This is a genomic window from Sphingobium jiangsuense (assembly GCF_014196495.1).
Lineage (GTDB): Bacteria > Pseudomonadota > Alphaproteobacteria > Sphingomonadales > Sphingomonadaceae > Sphingobium > Sphingobium jiangsuense.
The window spans coordinates 172,827-190,993 of the sequence record NZ_JACIDT010000002.1; the positions used below are offsets into that span (position 1 = coordinate 172,827).

Below are 18,167 nucleotides of genomic sequence, written 5' to 3' on the forward strand. Positions count from 1 at the left end.
CGCCGTCATGAGATAAGGGGGCATGGCCCAGGCTCTTCCCCCGCCGCCCGCAGGCGCCGCCGCCGACTGGACCGTTCCGCAGGAATGGCATCTTTACGGCGCGGCGGAGCATGCGATGTGGGACCGGCTGTTCGAGCGGCAGTCGCGCATGCTGCGCGGCCGCGTGGTGCCGGAATTCATCGAGGGGCTGGACATATTGCGGATGACGAAGCCGGGCATTCCCGACTTCGGCGAACTGTCCGAACGGTTGATGCAGCGCACCGGATGGCAGGTCGTCGCCGTGCCGGGGCTGGTGCCGGACCGGCTGTTCTTCGAGCATCTGGCCAACCGCCGCTTCGTCGCGGGCCGCTTCATCCGCTCGCCCGGCCAGATCGACTATCTGCAGGAACCGGACGTGTTCCACGATATATTCGGCCATGTGCCGCTGCTGACCCATCCGGCCTTCGCCGACTATATGCAGGCCTATGGCGAAGGCGGGCTGCGCGCCGACGGGCTGGGGGCGATCGACCGGCTGGCGCGGCTCTACTGGTATACGGTCGAATTCGGCCTCATCCGGCGGGACGGCGCGCTGAAACTATATGGCGCGGGCATCGTTTCCTCGCATGGCGAGTCGATCTTCGCGCTGGACGATCCTTCGCCCCACCGGCTGGGCTTCGACCTGCGGCGGCTGATGCGCACCCGCTATCGCATCGACGATTATCAGCAATGCTATTTCGTGATCGACAGCTTCGAGGACCTGCTGCGCCAGACGGCCGAAACCGACTTCGCGCCGATCTACCGCGAGCTGGAGGGGGAAGCGGATCTCGATCCCGCCGAGATCGTGGCGCAGGACAGGGTCTTTCACTGGGGGACGCAGCATCGCGTGGGGGAGCATTCGGGCAATTCCGCAGAGGAGAGGTCATGACCACCACCACCGAAAATCCGCTCGGCCTCAACGGCTTCGAATTCGTCGAGTTCACCTCGCCCGATCCCGATGCGATGGCGGAGCGCTTTCTGGCGCTGGGCTTCGTGCCGACCCATCGCCACCCGACCAAGAACATCACCCGCTACAAGCAGGGCCGCATCAACCTGATGCTGAACCGCGACGATGCCGGGCGGGTGGCGGCATTCCGGGGCGAGCATGGCCCGTCGGCCAGCGCCATGGCCTTCCGCGTCGCCGACCCGGACGCGGCGATGCGCTGGGCGCTCGACCATGGCGCCAGGGCGACCGAGGAGGAGGACACCGTCATTCAGGGCATAGGCGGCTCTTACCTCTATTTCGTGCGGGACGGCGAGGACCTTTATGCCGACTGGGCCGAATTCCCCGGCTGGAGGGCGGAGGAGGCGCGCAACAGCGTCGGCCTCGACCTGCTCGACCATCTCACCCATAATGTCCGGCGCGGGCAGATGCGGGTGTGGAGCGAATTCTATCGTCGCCTGTTCAATTTCGAGGAGCAGAAATATTTCGATATCAAGGGGCAGGCGACCGGCCTTTTCAGCCAGGCGATGATCGCGCCCGACCATGCGATCCGCATCCCGTTGAACGAAAGCCAGGACGAGCAGAGCCAGATCGAGGAATTCATCCGCGACTATAAGGGCGAGGGCATCCAGCATCTCGCGCTCACCACCGGCAATATATACGAAACGGTGGAAAAGCTGCGCGCGCGCGGCGTGCGCCTTCAGGATACGATCGACACCTATTATGATCTGGTCGACAGCCGCGTGCCCGGCCATGGCGAGGATCTGGAACGGCTGCGCCGCAACCGCATCCTGATCGACGGCAGCGTGGAGCGGGGCGAGGGCATATTGCTCCAGATCTTCACCGAGCCGCTGTTCGGCCCGATCTTTTTCGAGATCATCCAGCGCAAGGGCAATGAGGGCTTCGGCAACGGCAATTTCCAGGCCCTGTTCGAAAGCATGGAGCTGGATCAGATCAGGCGCGGCGTGCTGAATGTGGAAGGGGAGGACGGATCATGAAGAGGGAAGGGGCGATGCTTCCCGGCTTCGGCAACCATCATGCGACCGAGGCGGTGGCGGGCGCGCTGCCGGTCGGGCGCAATTCGCCGCAGCATGCGCCCTACGGTCTTTATGCCGAGCAATTTTCCGCCACCGCCTTCACCGCGCCCCGGCACGAGAACCGGCGAAGCTGGCTCTATCGCCTGCGCCCGTCCGCCGCCCATGCGCCCTTCGCGCCTTATGACGGGGCAGGCCTGCTGCGCTCCGGCCCCTTTGCGGAGCGGCCCGCCTCGCCCAACCGGCTGCGCTGGGATCCGCTGGCGCTGCCGGAGGAAGCGCGCGATTTTGTCGACGGGCTGGTGACCTATGCGGGCAATGGCGATGTCGCTGCGGGCAGCGGCTGCGGCGTGCATCTCTATGCCGCCAACCGGTCGATGACCGACCGCGCCTTCTTCTGCGCCGATGGCGAGATGCTGATCGTGCCGCAGCAGGGGCGGCTGCGGATCGTGACGGAGATGGGGGCGATGCCCCTCGCGCCGTTGCAGGTCGCGCTGCTGCCGCGCGGCCTGCGCTTTCGCGTGGAACTGGTCGACGGACCCGCGCGCGGTTATGTCTGCGAGAATTACGGCGCGCCTTTCCGCCTGCCGGAGCTTGGCCCCGTCGGTGCCAACGGCCTCGCCAATGCGCGCGATTTCGAAACGCCGGTGGCGGCGTTCGAGGATGGGGAGCGGCCGTTCGAGCTGATCCAGAAATTCCAGGGGCGGCTCTGGACGACGCGTCTCGATCATAGCCCTTTCGATGTGGTCGCGTGGCACGGCAATGCCGCGCCCTGCCGCTACGACCTCACCCGCTTCAACACGATCAATACGGTGAGCTACGACCATCCCGACCCGTCGATCTTTACTGTGCTGACCAGCCCGAGCGAACGGGCGGGGACGGCCAATATCGATTTCGTGATCTTCCCGCCGCGCTGGATGGTGGCGGAGGACACGTTCCGCCCGCCCTGGTTCCACCGCAATGTGATGAGCGAGTTCATGGGCCTGATCGAGGGGGAATATGACGCGAAATCGGGCGGCGGTTTTGCGCCGGGCGGGGCGAGCCTGCACAATTGCATGGCGGCCCATGGGCCGGATGCCGCGAGCTACCGGAAGGCCGTCACCGCGCCGCTCGCCCCGCAACGGATCGAGGGCAGCATGGCGTTCATGTTCGAAAGCCGCTTTCCGTTCGTTCCCACCGCATGGGCGATGGAAACCCCGTTGCTGCAATCCGGTTATGACGCCTGCTGGGCCGGTTTCCCCAAGGCCCGGCTTCCCTGGACGGCGAGCGGGGACGAGGAGGACGGGCAATGAACTGGTGGCGGACCGACGAAACGCACGATCCCGCCCGCACGAGCTGGGTTGCCAGCGCGCAGGGCCATGCCGACTTCCCGATCCAGAACCTGCCCTATGGGCTGTTCTCGCGCGAGGGGGAGGAGGAACCGCGCCTCGGCGTCGCCATTGGCGAGGCGGTTCTCGACCTGCGCGCCTGCTGCGAGGCGGGGCTGCTCGAAGCGGCGGGCGCCGACGCCTGCCGCGCGGCCGACGCCAATCGCCTGCTCGCGCTGCCGGTGGAGCGGCGGCGGGCCTTGCGGCGGCGGATCAGCACGCTGCTGTCCGACCCCGGCTGGCGCGGGACGGTGGAGGGCCTGCTGCGTGATCGGGCCGGGTGCACGGTGCACGTTCCGGCGCGCATCGGCGATTACACCGATTTCTATGTCGGCATTCACCATGCGACCAATGTCGGCAGGCAGTTTCGCCCGGACACGCCGCTGCTGCCCAATTATAAATATGTGCCGATCGCCTATCATGGCCGCGCCTCCTCGATCCGCGCGTCGGGCGTGCCGGTGCGGCGCCCTTCCGGCCAGCGCAAGCCGCCCGATGCCGACGAGCCGGTCTTCGGGCCGACGCAGCGGCTGGATTATGAGCTGGAGCTGGGTGTCTGGATCGGCGAGGGCAATGCGCTGGGCACGGCCATTCCCATCACCGGCGCGGCGGATCATGTCGCGGGCTTCTGCCTGCTCAACGACTGGTCGGCGCGGGATTTCCAGGCATGGGAATATCAGCCGCTGGGGCCGTTCCTCGCCAAGAATTTCCATTCCACCATCTCGCCATGGATCGTGACCGCCGAGGCGCTGGCGCCGTTCCGCATCGCACAGGCCCCCCGGCCGCAGGGCGACCCCAGCCCCTTGCCCTATCTGTGGAGCGAGGAGGATCAGGCCCATGGCGCGCTGTCGCTGGTGCTGGAAGCGAGCCTGAGCACCGCCCGGATGCGGCGGGAAGGGGTGGCGCCGTTCCGCCTCAGCCGGGGGCAGGCCGCCGCGATGTACTGGACCGTCAACCAGATGGTGACGCATCACGCGTCGAACGGCTGCAACCTCAACCCCGGCGACCTGCTGGGTACCGGCACGATCTCCGCGCCCGGCCGCGAGGGCTGCGGCAGCCTGCTCGAACTGTCGGAGGGCGGGAAACGGCCGCTGTCCCTGCCGACCGGCGAAACCCGCGCCTTCGTGGAGGACGGCGACGAAATATCCTTCCGCGCGACCGCCATGGCCGAAGGCTTCGTTTCCATAGGTTTTGGCGAATGCCGCGCGATGGTGCTGGCCGCTTCGTCATAAGCGTTTCATTTTCAACGCTTATTGACAGCGGGTTGGGCCGCCCCGAATATCTGGCGGCAGATGGGCGCAACCCCATGAGGGGACGACGCCCGCCGCGATTGCTGATACTATCCGCCCCGCTCGCCATCGGCCGCACACCATCGGCGAACCTCCTTGTCCCCGCCATCCAAGCCATGAGGACGATATGGTTACATTGCTTTCCCAACAGGATATGAGCGAGCATCTCGCCGAACTGACCCGCTGGACCTATGACGCCGACCGGCGCGCGCTGCACCGGCAGATCCGCCTCAAGAGCTTTTCCGAAGCGATAGGGGTGATCGTGCGCGTGGCGCTGGAGGCCGAAAAGACCGACCATCACCCCGAATGGACCAATGTCTACAACAAGATCGACATCTGGCTGACCACCCATGACGCCGGGGGCGTCACCGCCCGCGACGTGGCGCTGGCCAAGAGCATCGACGCGATCGTCGGTGCCTAAAGGGGCAAGGCGGTGGTCATCTTCACGCACCCCAGCGCGAAGCGGGAATTGACCGAGGCGACGCCCGGCATGTGCAGCAGCATCTTCTTGAGCAGCCACTCATAGGTCTCGATGCTGTCGGTGATGATCCGCACGATATAATCGCTTTCCCCGCTGACGGAGAAACATTCGACGATCTGCGGCAAGCGGGCGATCGCGGCCTCGAACGCCAGCAGCGTGTCCTCGTCATGCTGGCGCAGGCGGATGTCGGCATAGACGTTGACGGTCAGCCCCAGCGCCTTCGCGTTGAGCAGCACCGCGCGCCCGGCGATGATGCCGTCCGCCTCCAGCCTGCGGATGCGGCGCCAGCAGGGCGTGGTCGAAAGGCCGACCTTCTCCGCAACCTGCGCCGCGGAAAGATCCGCATCCTGTTGCAGCACGGATAGGATTTTTCGATCTGTCTCGTCCATGAAAAATCATTCCAACGAAACGGGCGAAATTGGAACCGGCTTTCCCCAATATCCGTTAATATCGCAGGATATGCAATGGAATTGACGCGCCGGATTTGCGATAAGAAGGGCAGGAGAGAGGCCATGAAAAAGCCACCCTTGAGTCTCTATATCCCGCAGCCTCCGGCCCGGCCGGGGGACAAGGCGCGCTTCGACCATCTGTCCTTCGACCTCGGCGCGGCCGCCCGGATGCCCGACTGGCGGACCCCGGAGACGGAACTGCGCGACCTGCCCTATGGCCTCGTCCGTGTGCTGGGCGTGGAGGGCAGCGCGTGGGACCCGCATCTCGCCCCGGAGGTGATGCGCAAGGGGCTGCGCGCGATGGTGCAGACCCGCCTGTTCGAGGACCGCTTCTTCCGCGCGCACCGGCAGGGCAAGGTCAGCTTCTTCATGAAATCGACCGGCGAGGAGGCGATCGGCGTCGCCCAGTCCATGGCGCTGGAGCCGAGCGACATGTGCTTTCCCACCTATCGCGTGCAGGGCTGGTTGCTGGCGCGGGGCTATCCGCTCGAAAAGATGATCAACCAGCTTTATTCGAACGAGCGCGACCCGCTGCACGGGCGGCAATTGCCGGTGCTCTATTCCGCGCGCGATTACGGCTTCTATTCGCTGTCGGGCAATCTGGGCAGCCGCTTCGGCCATGCGGTCGGCTGGGCGATGGCCTCGGCCTATAGCGGCGACACGCGGATCGCGCTGGGCTATGTGGGCGAGGGGACGACGGCCGAGGGCGCCTTTCACGAGGCGCTGACCTTCGCCAGCGTCTATCGTGCGCCGGTGATCCTGGCGGTGACCAACAATCAATGGGCGATCTCCACCTTCGCCGGGGTGGCGGGCGCCGAACGGACGACCTTCGCGGCCAAGGCGCTGGCCTATGGCATTCCCGGCCTGCGCGTGGACGGCAACGACTTCCTCGCCATCTGGTCCGCGACCTGCTGGGCGGCATCGCGGGCGCGGGCCAATCTCGGCCCGACGCTGATCGAGTTCGTCACCTATCGGGTCGCGGGCCACTCCACCAGCGACGACCCGACCCGCTATCGCCCGAAGGACGAGGGCGAGCACTGGCCGCTGGGCGACCCGGTGGAGCGGCTGAAGGATCATCTGATCGCGGCCGGCCACTGGACGGCGGAGCGGCAGGAGCAGATGGAGGCGGAACTGTTCGACGAACTGCGCGAGGCGCAGAAGGCGGCGGAGATGGTCGGCTCCTTCGGCAAGTCCAAGCCGCCCGTCTCCGAAATGTTCAACGACGTGTTCAAGGACCCCGACTGGCGCGTGACCGAGCAGCGCCGCGAGCTGGGGATATAGCCGCCATGCCGTCGATGAACATGATCCAGGCCCTCAATTCCGCGCTGGACGTGAAGCTGGCGGACGACCCGCGCACGCTCGTCTTCGGCGAGGATGTCGGCTATTTCGGCGGCGTCTTCCGCGTGACCGAGGGGTTGCAGGCGAAGCACGGGACGAAGCGCTGCTTCGACACGCCGCTCAGCGAAGGGGGCATCATCGCCACCGCCATCGGCATGGGCGTCTACGGCCTGCGTCCGGTCGCGGAGATCCAGTTCGCCGACTATATCCTGCCCGCCTTCGACCAGATCGTCAGCGAGGCGGCGCGGCTGCGCTACCGCTCCGGCGGGGAATTCTGGGCGCCGATCACCATCCGTTCCCCTTATGGCGGCGGCATTTTCGGCGGGCAGACCCACAGCCAGAGCCCGGAGGCGCTGTTCGCCCATGTGGTCGGGATCAAGACCGTCATCCCCTCCACCCCCTATGACGCCAAGGGCCTGCTGATCGCCGCGATCGAGGAGGACGACCCGGTGATCTTCTTCGAGCCCAAGCGGCTCTACAACGGCCCGTTCGACGGGCGCCACGATCAGGCGCTGCGGACATGGGCGGGCCTGCCGGAGGCGGAGGTGCCGGAGGGGCATTATAAAATCCCGCTCGGCAAGGCAGCGGTGGTGCGGGAAGGCGCCGAGGCGACGGTGCTCGCCTATGGCACGATGGTCCATGTGGCGAAGGCGGGCATAGCGGACAGCGGCGTCGATGCGGAGCTGATCGACCTGCGTTCCATCGTCCCGCTGGATATCGAGACGGTCACCGCCTCGGTGCAGAAGACCGGGCGCTGCGTGATCCTGCACGAGGCGTCGCGCTTCGGCGGCTATGGGGCGGAACTGTCGGCGCTGGTGCAGGAGCGCTGCTTCTGGATGCTGAAAAGCCCGATCGAGCGCGTGTGCGGCTGGGACACGCCCTATCCCCATGCGTTCGAGTGGGATTATTTCCCCGGCCCGGCCCGCCTCGCCAGGGCGCTCCTCAAGGTGATGGAGAATAGCTGATGGGCCGCTTCCTCTTTCGATTGCCCGATGTCGGCGAAGGCGTGGCGGAGGCGGAGATCGTCGCCTGGCATGTGAAGCCGGGCGACCGGGTGCGGGAGGACCAGAACCTCGCCGATGTGATGACGGACAAGGCGACGGTGGAGATGACTTCGCCGGTCGATGGCGTGGTGGCCGCGATCCATGGCGAGATAGGTGCGATGCTGCCGGTCGGCGCGGTGCTGGTCGAGCTGGAGGTGGAGGGGCCGGGCAATGCGGGCCGGGAGGACGCCGGGAGCATTGCCGCGCCGCAGGGTAAGGCCGAGGAGAAGCCGGCTCCGCCTCCGGCCGTGGAGCAGGTGGAGGAAGAGGCTGCGCCCGCCCCGGCGCCTGAACGCATGCCCGAACCCGCGCCGGTGAAGAAGGCGGAAGGCGGGCCTGCCGCGCCTGCTCCTCCGCTCGCCTCGCCCGCGACGCGCCGGCGCGCGCTGGAACTGGGCATTGCGCTGGAGGAGGTGCGCGGGACCGGGCCGGGCGGGCGCATCATCCCCGACGATCTCGACCGCCATGCCGCCCGCCGCGCCGCCGCGCGCCCTTCCGCGCCGACTCCCGCAGGCGACGAGGACCGGGAAGGCGGGGAGGAGATACCGATAACCGGCCTGCGCCGCCGCATCGCCGAGCGGATGCAGGAGGCGAGCAGCCATATTCCGCACATCGGCTATGTCGAGGAAATCGACGTCACCCAGCTGGAGGGCCTGCGCCACGACCTCAACGAGCATCGCGCGCCCGGCCACCCCAAATTGACCCTGCTGCCCTTCCTCATCCGCGCGCTGGCGCGGACCCTGCCGGATTTCCCGTGGTTCAACGCCCATTATGACGAGGAGGCGGGGGTGCTGCGCACCTCCCGCGCGGTCCATGTCGGCATCGCCACCCAGACGCCGGGGGGATTGATGGTGCCGGTACTGCGCCATGCCGAGGGCCGCACGATATGGGACCTCGCGTCGGAGATCGCCCGCCTTGCCGATGCCGCGCGCGCGGGCCGGGCGACGCGGGGCGACCTTTCCGGTTCCACCATCAGCATCACCAGCCTCGGCGCGCTGGGCGGCCTCGTCACCACCCCGATCATCAACCGCCCGGAGGTCGCGATCATCGGCCCCAACCGGATCGTCGAGCGCCCGGTGGTCGAGGGGCATTTCCTGTCCGTGCGCAAGATGATGAACCTGTCCTCCTCCTTCGACCATCGCATCGTCGACGGCCATGACGCAGCGCGCTTCATCCGGCAGATCAAGCGCCTGATCGAGCAACCGGCGCTGCTGTTCATGGAATGAGCGGGCAGGGGCGGTGACCTGATGGCTTGCCGCATTGCTGTTTCCGGCCAATCCTTGCCATTCCTATTCCGTCATGCCAGCGAAGGCTGGCATCTCACGAGGCGGCGCGCGGCATGGCCTGCGACCCCAGCCTTCGCTGGGGTGACGGTATAGGCGAAGGTCCGCTCGCCACCCAACCCCGCCATTCCGCCGTCGCAAGGACAGGACCGTCAATTTTTTCCTTTCCCTTTGCATCCGATCGGGCAGGACGACAGTTTACAGCCTGTGCCACTGGATCACCGGGGTCGCATGCTTTAGGGAAGGCGGAAGGATCGTGCGTCGGTCTGTGCCGGAACGGGAAGATTTGCCGGTGGGGACAGGTGGCGGTCGATAAAGAGAGAACAGACTATTGAGCGTTACGGCCTTTACCACCGCGATATTGCTGGGCACGACGGCGGCCCTTCCCGACGCGGTTCCCGCGATACCGACCGAACCCGTATCCGCGCTGGCGCTGGCGGCGCCGCAGGACGGCATTCCGCCCGGCGAAGAGGCGGGGGCCGATCAGGCCGCCCCTCCGGCGCAAGCCGTGGAACCGGCGCAGAGGGAGGCGGCCGCGCCGCTGCAGGACGGTTCCGGTCAGGCGCCGCCTGCGCCTCTGTCTTCCCCGCCCGCATCCCCCGATGCCGCCGCTGCCCCTCAGGAGGAGGAAGAGGCGGGCGAGATCGTCGTGACGGCGCGCCCGCGCTTCGTGCCGGGCGATCCGTTCCTGGCGATCAACGCCCAGACCTTCTCCGTCATCCAGTCGGTGGACAAGGCGTTCGTGGGGCCGGTCGCGCTCGGATATAAGGACACCGTTCCCCGCCCGATCCGCAGCGGGCTGCGCAATTTCCTCAGCAATCTTCAGGAACCGGTCGTCTTCCTGAACTATCTGCTCCAGTTCAAGATCGGGAAGGCGGCGGAAACGGCCGGGCGCTTCGCCATCAATACCACGCTGGGCATCGGCGGGCTGTTCGACACCGCGAAGAAGCATCCGTTCAACCTGCCCCACCGCAATAACGGCTTCGGCTATACGCTGGGCTTTTACGGGGTGAAGCCGGGGCCGTTCCTGTACCTGCCGCTGATCGGGCCGACGACGCTGCGCGACGTTTTCGGGCGCGTGATCGACATATCGATATTGCCCTTCGCCGTGGGGAGGCCGTTCGACGATCCCCTGTATGTCATACCGACCACCATCATCCGGCTGCTGGACGAACGCGCGGAAAGCGACAGCGAACTGCGCGCGCTGCGCGATGAGAGCGGCGACCCCTATACCGCCATCAAGGAGGATTATCTGCGGCGGCGGCAGGCGGAGATCGATGCGCTGCGCGGCAGGCCCGCGCGCGACGAGGGCGGGGCGGCAGGCCCGATGCCGGTGCCCGCCTCTCCGCTGGAGGGGATGACGCCGGAAAATGTGCGCCCGCTCGCGCAGGAGCCGCCGCCGGTGGTGACGACCCTGCCCGACATGCCGGTGCTCGACGGGTTGTCGGGTGATATGGCGCCGATCGAGGTGCCCGTTGAAACGGAGGTGCCGGAAACCGTCCCCGCCGACGAGGCGAAAAGCCCGGTGCTTCAACCACAATAAGGCGGCGCACTCGCGCAGGAGTGGGCCGGGAAAGGGAACGATCCCCTCCCGGCCCGCCGCTGCGCGGTTTCTCAGTGCGAGCTTTTCCTGACCGTGTCGCCCACCTTGCCGGACGCCACGCCGGAGGGCAGCGCGTTGATCGGCACGGCGCCGTCGGGCAGGTCGGTCCCGCCCATGTCGAGCATCCGCCTGTTGGCTTCGGCCCGCGTCTGCGGCGGCGCGGGCGCCGGCGTCGCCGCGGAGCCGCTGCCGCCGCCTTCGGCGGACGGGCTCTGGCTCCACGCCAGGATGATCGACATGCGGCGGTTGCGCGGGTCGTAGATATCGTTGACGATGAAGGGATCGCGGTCGGCGACGCCCTCGATCTTCATGAAGCGCCCGTTGCCGATGCCGTTGTCGGCCAGCGCCTTGCGGGTCGCCTCGGCGCGGGCGGAGGACAGCAGCCAGTTGTTCATCGTCCGCCCCGCCGCATAGGGCAGGCCGTCGGTATGGCCGCGCACGATCACATTATTGGGCACGCCGGAAATCACCTTCGCGACTTCCCCGATCAGGCTGCGCGCCTGCGGCACGAGGCGATCCGTGCCCATGCCGAACATCGCGAAGTCCGCCTCGTCGATCAGGTCGATGCGCAGGCCCTCGCGCGTTTCGGTCAGGCGGACGTTGCGGGCGAGCTTGCGCAGCGCCACACTGCTGGCGAGCTTGCGCTCCAGCTGCTCCTTCACCTGCTCGAACTTGGCGCGGTCCTCGGCCACCCGGTCCTTGTGGTTCTTGCCGCCCCGGTCCTTGACGCCGGTGGCGTCGCGCGGGATGGTGATGGACAGGGTGCCCTGGCCGCCGGAGGTCGGATAATTGTCCTTCGCGGTGAAGCTGTCGCCGCCGAACATGCCGTTCGCGCCCGCGCTGCCCTGCTTCATCTGGACGAGCGTGGGCGTGAAATAGTCGGCGATGCCCTTGCGCTGCTTCTCGGTCGTCGCGCCGAGCAGCCACATCAGCAGGAAGAAGGCCATCATCGCCGTCACGAAGTCCGCATAGGCGACCTTCCATGCGCCGCCATGATGGCCGCCATGCCCGTCGGCGATGATCTTCTTGACGATGATCGGCCGTGGTTCGGGCTCGTTCGCGCCTTTCTTGCCTGCGTCCGCCATCGCCTACTTGCCCCGCATGCCGTCGAACACCTCGGCGAAGGCCGGCTGGTTCGCGTGGGGCAGGTTAGAGCGCGCGGCCTCGATCACCAGCGGTTGCGGGTGGCCGTGCAGCGAGGCGATGATGATCTGCTTGACGACATGGTAAATGGCGGCGTCCGCCTCGATCACCTGGCGGCAGCGGTTGGCGAACGGGCCGACCATGCCGTAGGCGAGCAACACGCCGAGGAAGGTGCCGACCAGCGCCGAGCCGATCATGCCGCCGAGAATCGCCGGGGGCTGGTCGATCGCGCCCATGGTCTTGACCACGCCCAGAACCGCCGCGACGATGCCGAGCGCGGGCAGCGCGTCCGCCAGCCCTTGCAGGTTGTCGGCCGGGCGGATCACCTCATGGTGATGGGTCTTCAGGGTGTTGTCCATCACGTCCTCGACCGCGTGCGGATCGAGCGTGCCGGAGGAGACGACCACGAGGCGCAGCGTGTCGCAGATCAGCGCGATCAGCGCATGATCCTTCATCAGCACCGGATATTCGGCGAAAATGGCGGAATTCTTGGGGTCCTCGATATGCGGCTCCAGCGCCACCGGCCCTTCCACGCGCAGGCTCTTCATCAGCCGCGAGACGAGGAAGATGCAGTCGAGATAATCCTTCTTCTTGTATTTCGGGCCCTTGAACACCTTGCCGAGGCCCGCGCCGAGCGCCTTGAGGTCCGCCCCGCTGTTGCCGATGATGAGCGCGCCGACGGCCGCGCCGCCGATGATGAGCATTTCATGGGGAAGGGCATGCAGCACCGGACCGATATCGCCGCCGGTGAACATGAAGCCGCCGAATACCATGGCGAGCAGGACGACAAGGCCGATAATGGCGAACATGGAAATCCCCGTAAAACTGATCTCTGGCAATCCGGGCGGGCGGATCGCCCCCCTGTGCATTCTTATAGAACGACCTGCTTCCGATATGGTTTAGCGGGATGGTTAATGCTTTTCGCCCGGCGGACGGAACGCATCGGACGCCTCACCGGATCAGGTCGAACAGGGTCTGCTGGTTGATCTGGGAATAGGTGATCTGCGCCGCCTGCAACGACACCATCTTGGACTGGAGCGTCATGATCGCGGTGGAAAGATCGGTGTCCTCCAGCGTGGACCGGCGCTCGGCAAGGTCGAGCGATACGCTGTCGATGCGGGTCGACGCCTTTTCCAGCCGGTCGGAGCGCACGCCCTGAAGGGTCAGCGCCAGCGTGATGTGGTCGCCCCCGGCGGTCACCGCGGTCATCGCATCGGCCAGCGCATCGGCGTCGCCGCTGTTAACGGCGGTAATCGCCTGTTGCAGGATCGAATCCAGCGACTGCGGCGCGCCATTGACGGTGATGCCCTGCGACAGCGATTCCTGCGTCGGCACCGCGTCGACCGCATAGTTCTTGCCGACCGGGATCATCGTCGGCGCGCCCTGATCGAAGATCGGCACGCCCAGATAATCCTTTTCGGCGAGCAGGTCGGCGATGCTGACACGGATGCCTTCCAGCTCGGAGGCGATCGCGACGCGGTTGGTTTCGTCCAGCGTGCCCGTCTTGGCCGTCACCATCAGTTCCTGCGCCCGCGTCATCAGCGAGCTGATGTCGTTGAGGTTCGTCTCCGCCTTTTGCGCGCGCGACTGCGCATAGGCGATGTTCGTCGCCCATGCCGATTGCTGCGCCTGCGCGCGGCCGATCTCCGAAATCTGGACCCAGGCCTGCGGGTCCTGCGACGATTTGGTGAGCATCTTGCCGCTGGAGATCGCCGCCTGCAAATCGGTGATGCTGGTCGCCAGCTTCTGCTGCCGGCGGATTTCGTCGGCCATCGTCTGGGCGGTGATCGCAACCATCAGTCAGTTCCTTCCGGCGGTTATCTCAGGTTGAGAATGGAGTCGATGATATCGCGGGCGGCCTGCACCACACGCGCGCAGGCCTGATAGGCCTGCTGCACGCGCAGCAGGTCGGCCGCCTCCACGTCGAGATTGACGCCGCTCACTTCCTCGCGGGCGTTGCGGGCGATCTCGTCGCGGTTTTCGGCCAGCACCTGCTTGTCCGTCACGGTCGAGACGAGATTGCCCTGCGCGGTGACGAGCTTGGTCCATTGCGATTCGATGTCGCTCGCCTCGCGCACCGCGCCGATGCCGACCAGATTGCCGTTGATCGTGCCGTCGGCCGATTTCACCGCGATGTCGTCGATGCTGCCGATGGCGACGGAAAGGCTCGCGGCGGTCGTGCCCACCGACAACAGATCGATATTGGTGGAGCCGGGGGTGCCGTCGGTATAGCCCTGACGGTGCCAGGCGTTGAGGTCGTCGGCCAGCTGCACCGCCATCGCGTCGAGCGAGTTCAGCCGGTCGCGCGCATTGGCGGATCCGGCGAAATCGCCGCCCAGCGTGCCGTTGGTCGGCGCGGCGACCGCCGTGCCGCCCAGCGAAAGCGCGATCGTCTTGTCCGGGTTCTGGCTGACGGAGAAGGTGGCGGCGGTGGTGGTGCTGGCGATGGTCTGGCTGTCGTAGGTGACGGTCGCCGCGCCGCTGCCGGAAAAGCTGATCGACACGTTCAGCTTCGAGGAAATGGTCTTGAGCAGCGAATCGCGGCTGTCGAGCAGCTGCGCCTTGTGGGCGGAATTGTCCGCCGCGATGTTGATCGACTTGTTGATGTCCTGCAACGCGCTCAGCGCGTTGTTCAGCAGGCCGATGTCGCTTTCGACGCTCGCATAGCTCTGGTCGAGCACGCTTTCGAGGTCGCTGGAACTGGTATGGAAGGCGGAGACCACCTGTTCCAGCCGGTAGAGCATGCTCGTGCGCAGCGAGGAATCCGCAGGGTTGGCCGCAAGCTGATCGACCGAGCTGTAGAAATTGGTGAGCATCGTGCCCACGCCCGTCTCATCGTCGTTGAGCGCGCTTTCGACGTTGTTCACCCATTTGAGGTAGGATTTGGCGTAAGACAGGTCCGCGCCGGTGGAGCGCACGCGCGCCTCCAGATAGCTGTCGCTGGACCGGGTGATGCCGGTCGCGTTGGCGCCGCCGAAATTCGCATATTGCTTGTAGAGGATGTTGCTGGAGCCGGAGATGACCGACTCGCTGATTGTCGTCGTGCGGCGGGTATAGTTTTCCGAGCCGACATTGGCGATGTTCTGCGAAATGGTCGCCAGCTGCGTCTGATAGGCGCGAAGGCCCGACGAGCCGAGCAGGAAGATGTCCGATGCGCTCATGGGGCTTTCCCTTTCGCTGCGGTGGCAGCCATGGCGGCGGCGTCGCCCTCGACCGCCGCGATGCCGCGCAGCGCGGCCTGCGGCGAGGCGGCGGGCTTGTCCCAGCCGAACTGGCGGATCAGGAGGTCGGCGATGCCGAAGCTGCCGGTCTTCGACATTTCATCGGCGGTGCGCGCGTCCGCCATGTCGCGGAACTGGTCGCTCGCGCTCGAATCGAACATCCCTTCGGCAAGGCTGGACGAGCGCATGGAGCCGATCATCTGGCGCAGGAAGATCGCCTCGAACTGCTGGGCGACCTTCAGCTTTTCAGGATCGATGGCGCTTGCGCCGCTCGCCGCGCCGGCTCCGCTAGGGGCGCTGCCCGCGCCGATGGTTCCGATACCCTGTGTCACAGCACGACCAGCTCCGCCTTCATCGCTCCGGCCTGTTTCAGGGCCTGGAGGATTTCCACCATGTCCGAGGGTGTCGCGCCGATCGCGTTCACCGCCTTCACTATATCGGCAAGAGAGGCGCCACCTTTAAAGCTGATCATCGGTTTCTTTTCCTCCGTCACCGAAAGCGCACTCGATTGCTCCACCGCCGTCTGCCCGGCGGAGAAGGGGGCGGGCTGCACCACGCGGGGGCTTTCCTGCACCGCGACGGTCAGCTTGCCGTGCGAAATGGCCGCAGGCGAAATCCGCACCGCGCCGTTGATGACGACGGTGCCGGACCGGGCGTTGACGATCACCTTGGCGGGCGCATCGGCGGGCTTCACCTCGATATTCTCGATGAGGCCCATCATCAGGATGCGCTGTTCGGCGCCCGCTTCCGCGGCGATGGAGACGGTGACGGCATCGACGGCGCGCGCTCGCTTGTCGCCGAAGGCGATGTTGATCGCGTCGGCCACGCGCAGCGCGGTCGTCAGGTCCGCCTCGGCCAGGTTGAAATCGAGCTGCGGCGCGGTGTCGAAGCCGGTCGCGACGGTGCGCTCCACCGTCGCGCCGCCGGGAATGCGCCCGGCGGACGGCACGTTGACCGACAGGTGGCTGCCGTCCGCGCCGGTGACGCCGAGGCCGCCGACCGCGAGGCTGCCCTGCGCCATCGCGTAGATCTGGCCGTCGGCGCCGCGCAGCGGGGTCAGCACCAGCGTGCCGCCGCGCAGCGACTTGGCCTTGCCGATCGCGGAGACGGTGACGTCGAGGCGCTGGCCGGGCTTGGAGAAGGCGGGCAGTTCCGCCGTCACCATCACCGCCGCGCTGTTCTTCAGCGACGGGTTGACCCCGGCGGGCAGCGTCAGCCCGAAGCGGGAGATCATGCCCTTCATGCCCTGCGTCGAATAATCGAGGCTGTCGTCCCCCGTTCCCGCAAGGCCGACGACGATGCCGTAGCCGGTCAGCTGGTTGGGGCGCACGCCCTGGAACGAGCCGAGGTCCTTGATCCGCTCCGCCTGCGCGGCGGGCGCGGAGACCAGACCGGCGACCAGCGCCAGCACGGTCAGGAACAGCGAGAGGGAGGGGAAGCGAATGCGGGTCATGATGGCTGTCCGTATCCTGTCAGAAGGGGCTGATCATGCTGAAGAAGCGTTGCAGCCAGCCCTGACGGCTGGCGCGGGCGATTTCGCCCTTGCCGGTATAGGTGATCTTCGCATCGGCGACGCGGGTGGAAAGCACGCGGTTGTCGGGCGTGATGTCCGCCTGCCGCACGAGGCCGGAAATCTGGATATATTCGTCGCCCCGGTTGAGGGTGAGCGCCTTTTCGCCCTTCACCAGCAGCGTGCCGTTGGGAAAGACGCGGGCGACGGTTACGGTGATCTCGCCCGACAGGCTGTTCGACTGGCTGGCCGCGCCCGTGCCCTTGAAGCTGTTGGAGCCGCTCGCGCCGATGTCGCTGGCGGAAAACAGCTTGGAGAGCAGGCCCGTGCTGGGCGGGTTGAGGCCGATATCGCCGGTGCGGCTGGTATTGGCCGCCGTGCTCTTCGACGCCTGCGTGCTTTCGACCAGCAGGATGGTGATGATATCCCCAATCATCGCCGCGCGCGCGCCGCTGGTCAGCGGGGCATAGCCATAGGCGGCCTGAAAGATCGAGCCGTTGGCCGGTGCCGCTTCGGGCATCGGCATGGAATAGGTCGGCGCGAAGGCTTCGTCCGCTTCCTTCTTTTTCTTCGCATCCGCCGGGGCCGCGACGATCAGCGCGGCGGTCGCCAGCAGCAGGAGGGGGGCGCGTTTCATCCGTCCGGTCCTCACGAGATCTGCTGGTTCACATATTGCAGCATTTCGTCGGTGGCCTTGATCATCTTGCTGTTGACCTCATAGCCGCGCTGCGTCTCGATCATGTCGACCAGCTCCTCGACGATGTTGATGTTCGACCCTTCGAGGCTGCCCTGCGCGATGGTGCCACGGCCTTCCAGCCCGGCCACGCCCACCTGCGGCGCGCCGCTGGCGGCGGTTTCGAGCATCAGATTGTCGCCGATCGATTGCAGCCCCGCCGGGTTGGTGAAGCTGGCCAGTTCGATCTGGCCGAGCTGCGTCGGTTCGGACTGGCCGGCGACCGTCGCCGACACCATGCCGTCGGTGCCGATGGTGATGCCGGTGGTGCCTTCGGGGATCTGGATCTGCGGGATGACCGGCAGGCCGTCCGAATTGACGAGCGTGCCTTCGGCCGTCTGCGTGAAGCTGCCGTCGCGGGTATAGGCGATGGTGCCGTCCGGGCGCTGCAACTGGAAGAAGCCGTTGCCCTGAATGGCGAGGTCCAGCGAATTGCCGGTCGGCGTCACCGTGCCCTGCGTCATGATCTTGCTGGTGCCAGCGATCGAGACGCCGGTGCCCAGCGACAGGCCGGTGGCGAACTTGTTCTCGGTGTCGGAGGCCGCGCCCGCCGCCACCAGCTGCTGATAGGCCAGCGTCTGGAAATCGGCGCGGTCCTTCTTGAAGCCGGTGGTGTTGACGTTCGCGAGGTTGTTCGCGATCACCTGCATCTTCGTGTTCTGGGCGTCCAGCCCGGTGCGGGCGACGTGTAGAGCTGCGTTGGTCATTGCTTCAGTTC

The 18,167-nt window shown here is 66.5% G+C and carries 18 protein-coding genes; 9 read left to right on the top strand and 9 right to left on the bottom strand.

Going from position 1 to position 18,167, the window contains the following annotated elements; translation table 11 throughout:
- Positions 1-22 precede the first annotated feature (22 nt).
- The 5 genes from phhA (at position 23) to GGR43_RS03205 (ending at position 5,066) form a co-directional block, all read left to right on the top strand.
- Positions 23-904: a phenylalanine 4-monooxygenase gene (gene phhA / locus GGR43_RS03185; protein WP_188070505.1), complete on the top strand. Its 882-nt coding sequence runs from the start codon at positions 23-25 to the stop codon at positions 902-904.
- A complete protein-coding gene (gene hppD / locus GGR43_RS03190) occupies positions 901-1,956 on the top strand; it encodes a 4-hydroxyphenylpyruvate dioxygenase (RefSeq protein ID WP_188070506.1) in 1,056 nt (351 codons plus the stop codon). Before phhA ends, hppD begins: the two co-directional genes overlap by 4 nt.
- Positions 1,953-3,284 (top strand): homogentisate 1,2-dioxygenase, encoded by a 1,332-nt coding sequence (gene hmgA / locus GGR43_RS03195; RefSeq protein ID WP_246343306.1) that lies wholly within the window; start codon positions 1,953-1,955, stop codon positions 3,282-3,284. Before hppD ends, hmgA begins: the two co-directional genes overlap by 4 nt.
- Positions 3,281-4,588, top strand: coding sequence for a fumarylacetoacetase (gene fahA, locus GGR43_RS03200; RefSeq protein ID WP_188070507.1), 1,308 nt, complete (start codon positions 3,281-3,283; stop codon positions 4,586-4,588). Before hmgA ends, fahA begins: the two co-directional genes overlap by 4 nt.
- Before the next feature lie 184 nt (positions 4,589-4,772).
- Positions 4,773-5,066, top strand: coding sequence for a 4a-hydroxytetrahydrobiopterin dehydratase (locus GGR43_RS03205; RefSeq protein WP_188070508.1), 294 nt, complete (start codon positions 4,773-4,775; stop codon positions 5,064-5,066).
- Here the strand turns inward: GGR43_RS03205 and GGR43_RS03210 are convergent.
- Positions 5,063-5,515 carry an Lrp/AsnC family transcriptional regulator gene (locus GGR43_RS03210; protein WP_188070509.1) on the bottom strand — a complete coding sequence of 151 codons (453 nt, stop codon included), beginning with the start codon at positions 5,513-5,515 and terminating at the stop codon, positions 5,063-5,065. The genes GGR43_RS03205 and GGR43_RS03210 overlap by 4 nt on opposite strands.
- A 123-nt stretch (positions 5,516-5,638) precedes the next feature.
- Between GGR43_RS03210 and GGR43_RS03215 the strand changes: the two genes are divergently transcribed.
- The 4 genes from GGR43_RS03215 (at position 5,639) to GGR43_RS03230 (ending at position 10,782) form a co-directional block, all read left to right on the top strand.
- A complete protein-coding gene (locus tag GGR43_RS03215) occupies positions 5,639-6,856 on the top strand; it encodes a thiamine pyrophosphate-dependent dehydrogenase E1 component subunit alpha (RefSeq protein ID WP_188070510.1) in 1,218 nt (405 codons plus the stop codon).
- 5 nt (positions 6,857-6,861) lie between these two features.
- A complete protein-coding gene (locus GGR43_RS03220; protein ID WP_188070511.1) occupies positions 6,862-7,878 on the top strand; it encodes an alpha-ketoacid dehydrogenase subunit beta in 1,017 nt (338 codons plus the stop codon).
- Positions 7,878-9,182 (top strand): dihydrolipoamide acetyltransferase family protein, encoded by a 1,305-nt coding sequence (locus GGR43_RS03225; RefSeq protein ID WP_188070512.1) that lies wholly within the window; start codon positions 7,878-7,880, stop codon positions 9,180-9,182. Before GGR43_RS03220 ends, GGR43_RS03225 begins: the two co-directional genes overlap by 1 nt.
- A gap of 388 nt (positions 9,183-9,570) precedes the next feature.
- Positions 9,571-10,782: an MlaA family lipoprotein gene (locus GGR43_RS03230; RefSeq protein WP_246343307.1), complete on the top strand. Its 1,212-nt coding sequence runs from the start codon at positions 9,571-9,573 to the stop codon at positions 10,780-10,782.
- A gap of 71 nt (positions 10,783-10,853) precedes the next feature.
- Here GGR43_RS03230 and GGR43_RS03235 read toward each other — a convergent pair whose 3' ends face one another.
- The 8 genes from GGR43_RS03235 to flgG all read right to left on the bottom strand — a co-directional run bounded on the left by GGR43_RS03235 (position 10,854) and on the right by flgG (position 18,156).
- Positions 10,854-11,927 (bottom strand): flagellar motor protein MotB, encoded by a 1,074-nt coding sequence (locus GGR43_RS03235; protein WP_188070513.1) that lies wholly within the window; start codon positions 11,925-11,927, stop codon positions 10,854-10,856.
- A 3-nt stretch (positions 11,928-11,930) separates the two neighbouring features.
- The gene (motA, locus tag GGR43_RS03240; protein ID WP_188070514.1) at positions 11,931-12,794 is read right to left on the bottom strand and encodes a flagellar motor stator protein MotA; all 864 of its coding nucleotides are present in this window, start codon (positions 12,792-12,794) and stop codon (positions 11,931-11,933) included.
- Positions 12,795-12,936: 142 nt separating this feature from the next.
- Entirely contained in the window at positions 12,937-13,782 is an 846-nt protein-coding gene (locus GGR43_RS03245) for a flagellin (RefSeq protein ID WP_188070515.1), read from the bottom strand.
- Between the two features lie 20 nt (positions 13,783-13,802).
- Positions 13,803-15,146, bottom strand: a complete 1,344-nt coding sequence (gene flgK, locus GGR43_RS03250; RefSeq protein ID WP_188070516.1) for a flagellar hook-associated protein FlgK — start codon at positions 15,144-15,146, stop codon at positions 13,803-13,805.
- Positions 15,143-15,517, bottom strand: a complete 375-nt coding sequence (locus GGR43_RS03255; protein ID WP_425502154.1) for a rod-binding protein — start codon at positions 15,515-15,517, stop codon at positions 15,143-15,145. Before GGR43_RS03255 ends, flgK begins: the two co-directional genes overlap by 4 nt.
- A gap of 17 nt (positions 15,518-15,534) precedes the next feature.
- Positions 15,535-16,659, bottom strand: coding sequence for a flagellar basal body P-ring protein FlgI (locus GGR43_RS03260; RefSeq protein ID WP_188070517.1), 1,125 nt, complete (start codon positions 16,657-16,659; stop codon positions 15,535-15,537).
- A gap of 19 nt (positions 16,660-16,678) precedes the next feature.
- Entirely contained in the window at positions 16,679-17,353 is a 675-nt protein-coding gene (locus GGR43_RS03265; protein ID WP_188070518.1) for a flagellar basal body L-ring protein FlgH, read from the bottom strand.
- Positions 17,354-17,364: 11 nt separating this feature from the next.
- Entirely contained in the window at positions 17,365-18,156 is a 792-nt protein-coding gene (gene flgG / locus GGR43_RS03270) for a flagellar basal-body rod protein FlgG (protein ID WP_188070519.1), read from the bottom strand.
- Positions 18,157-18,167: the final 11 nt, after the last annotated feature.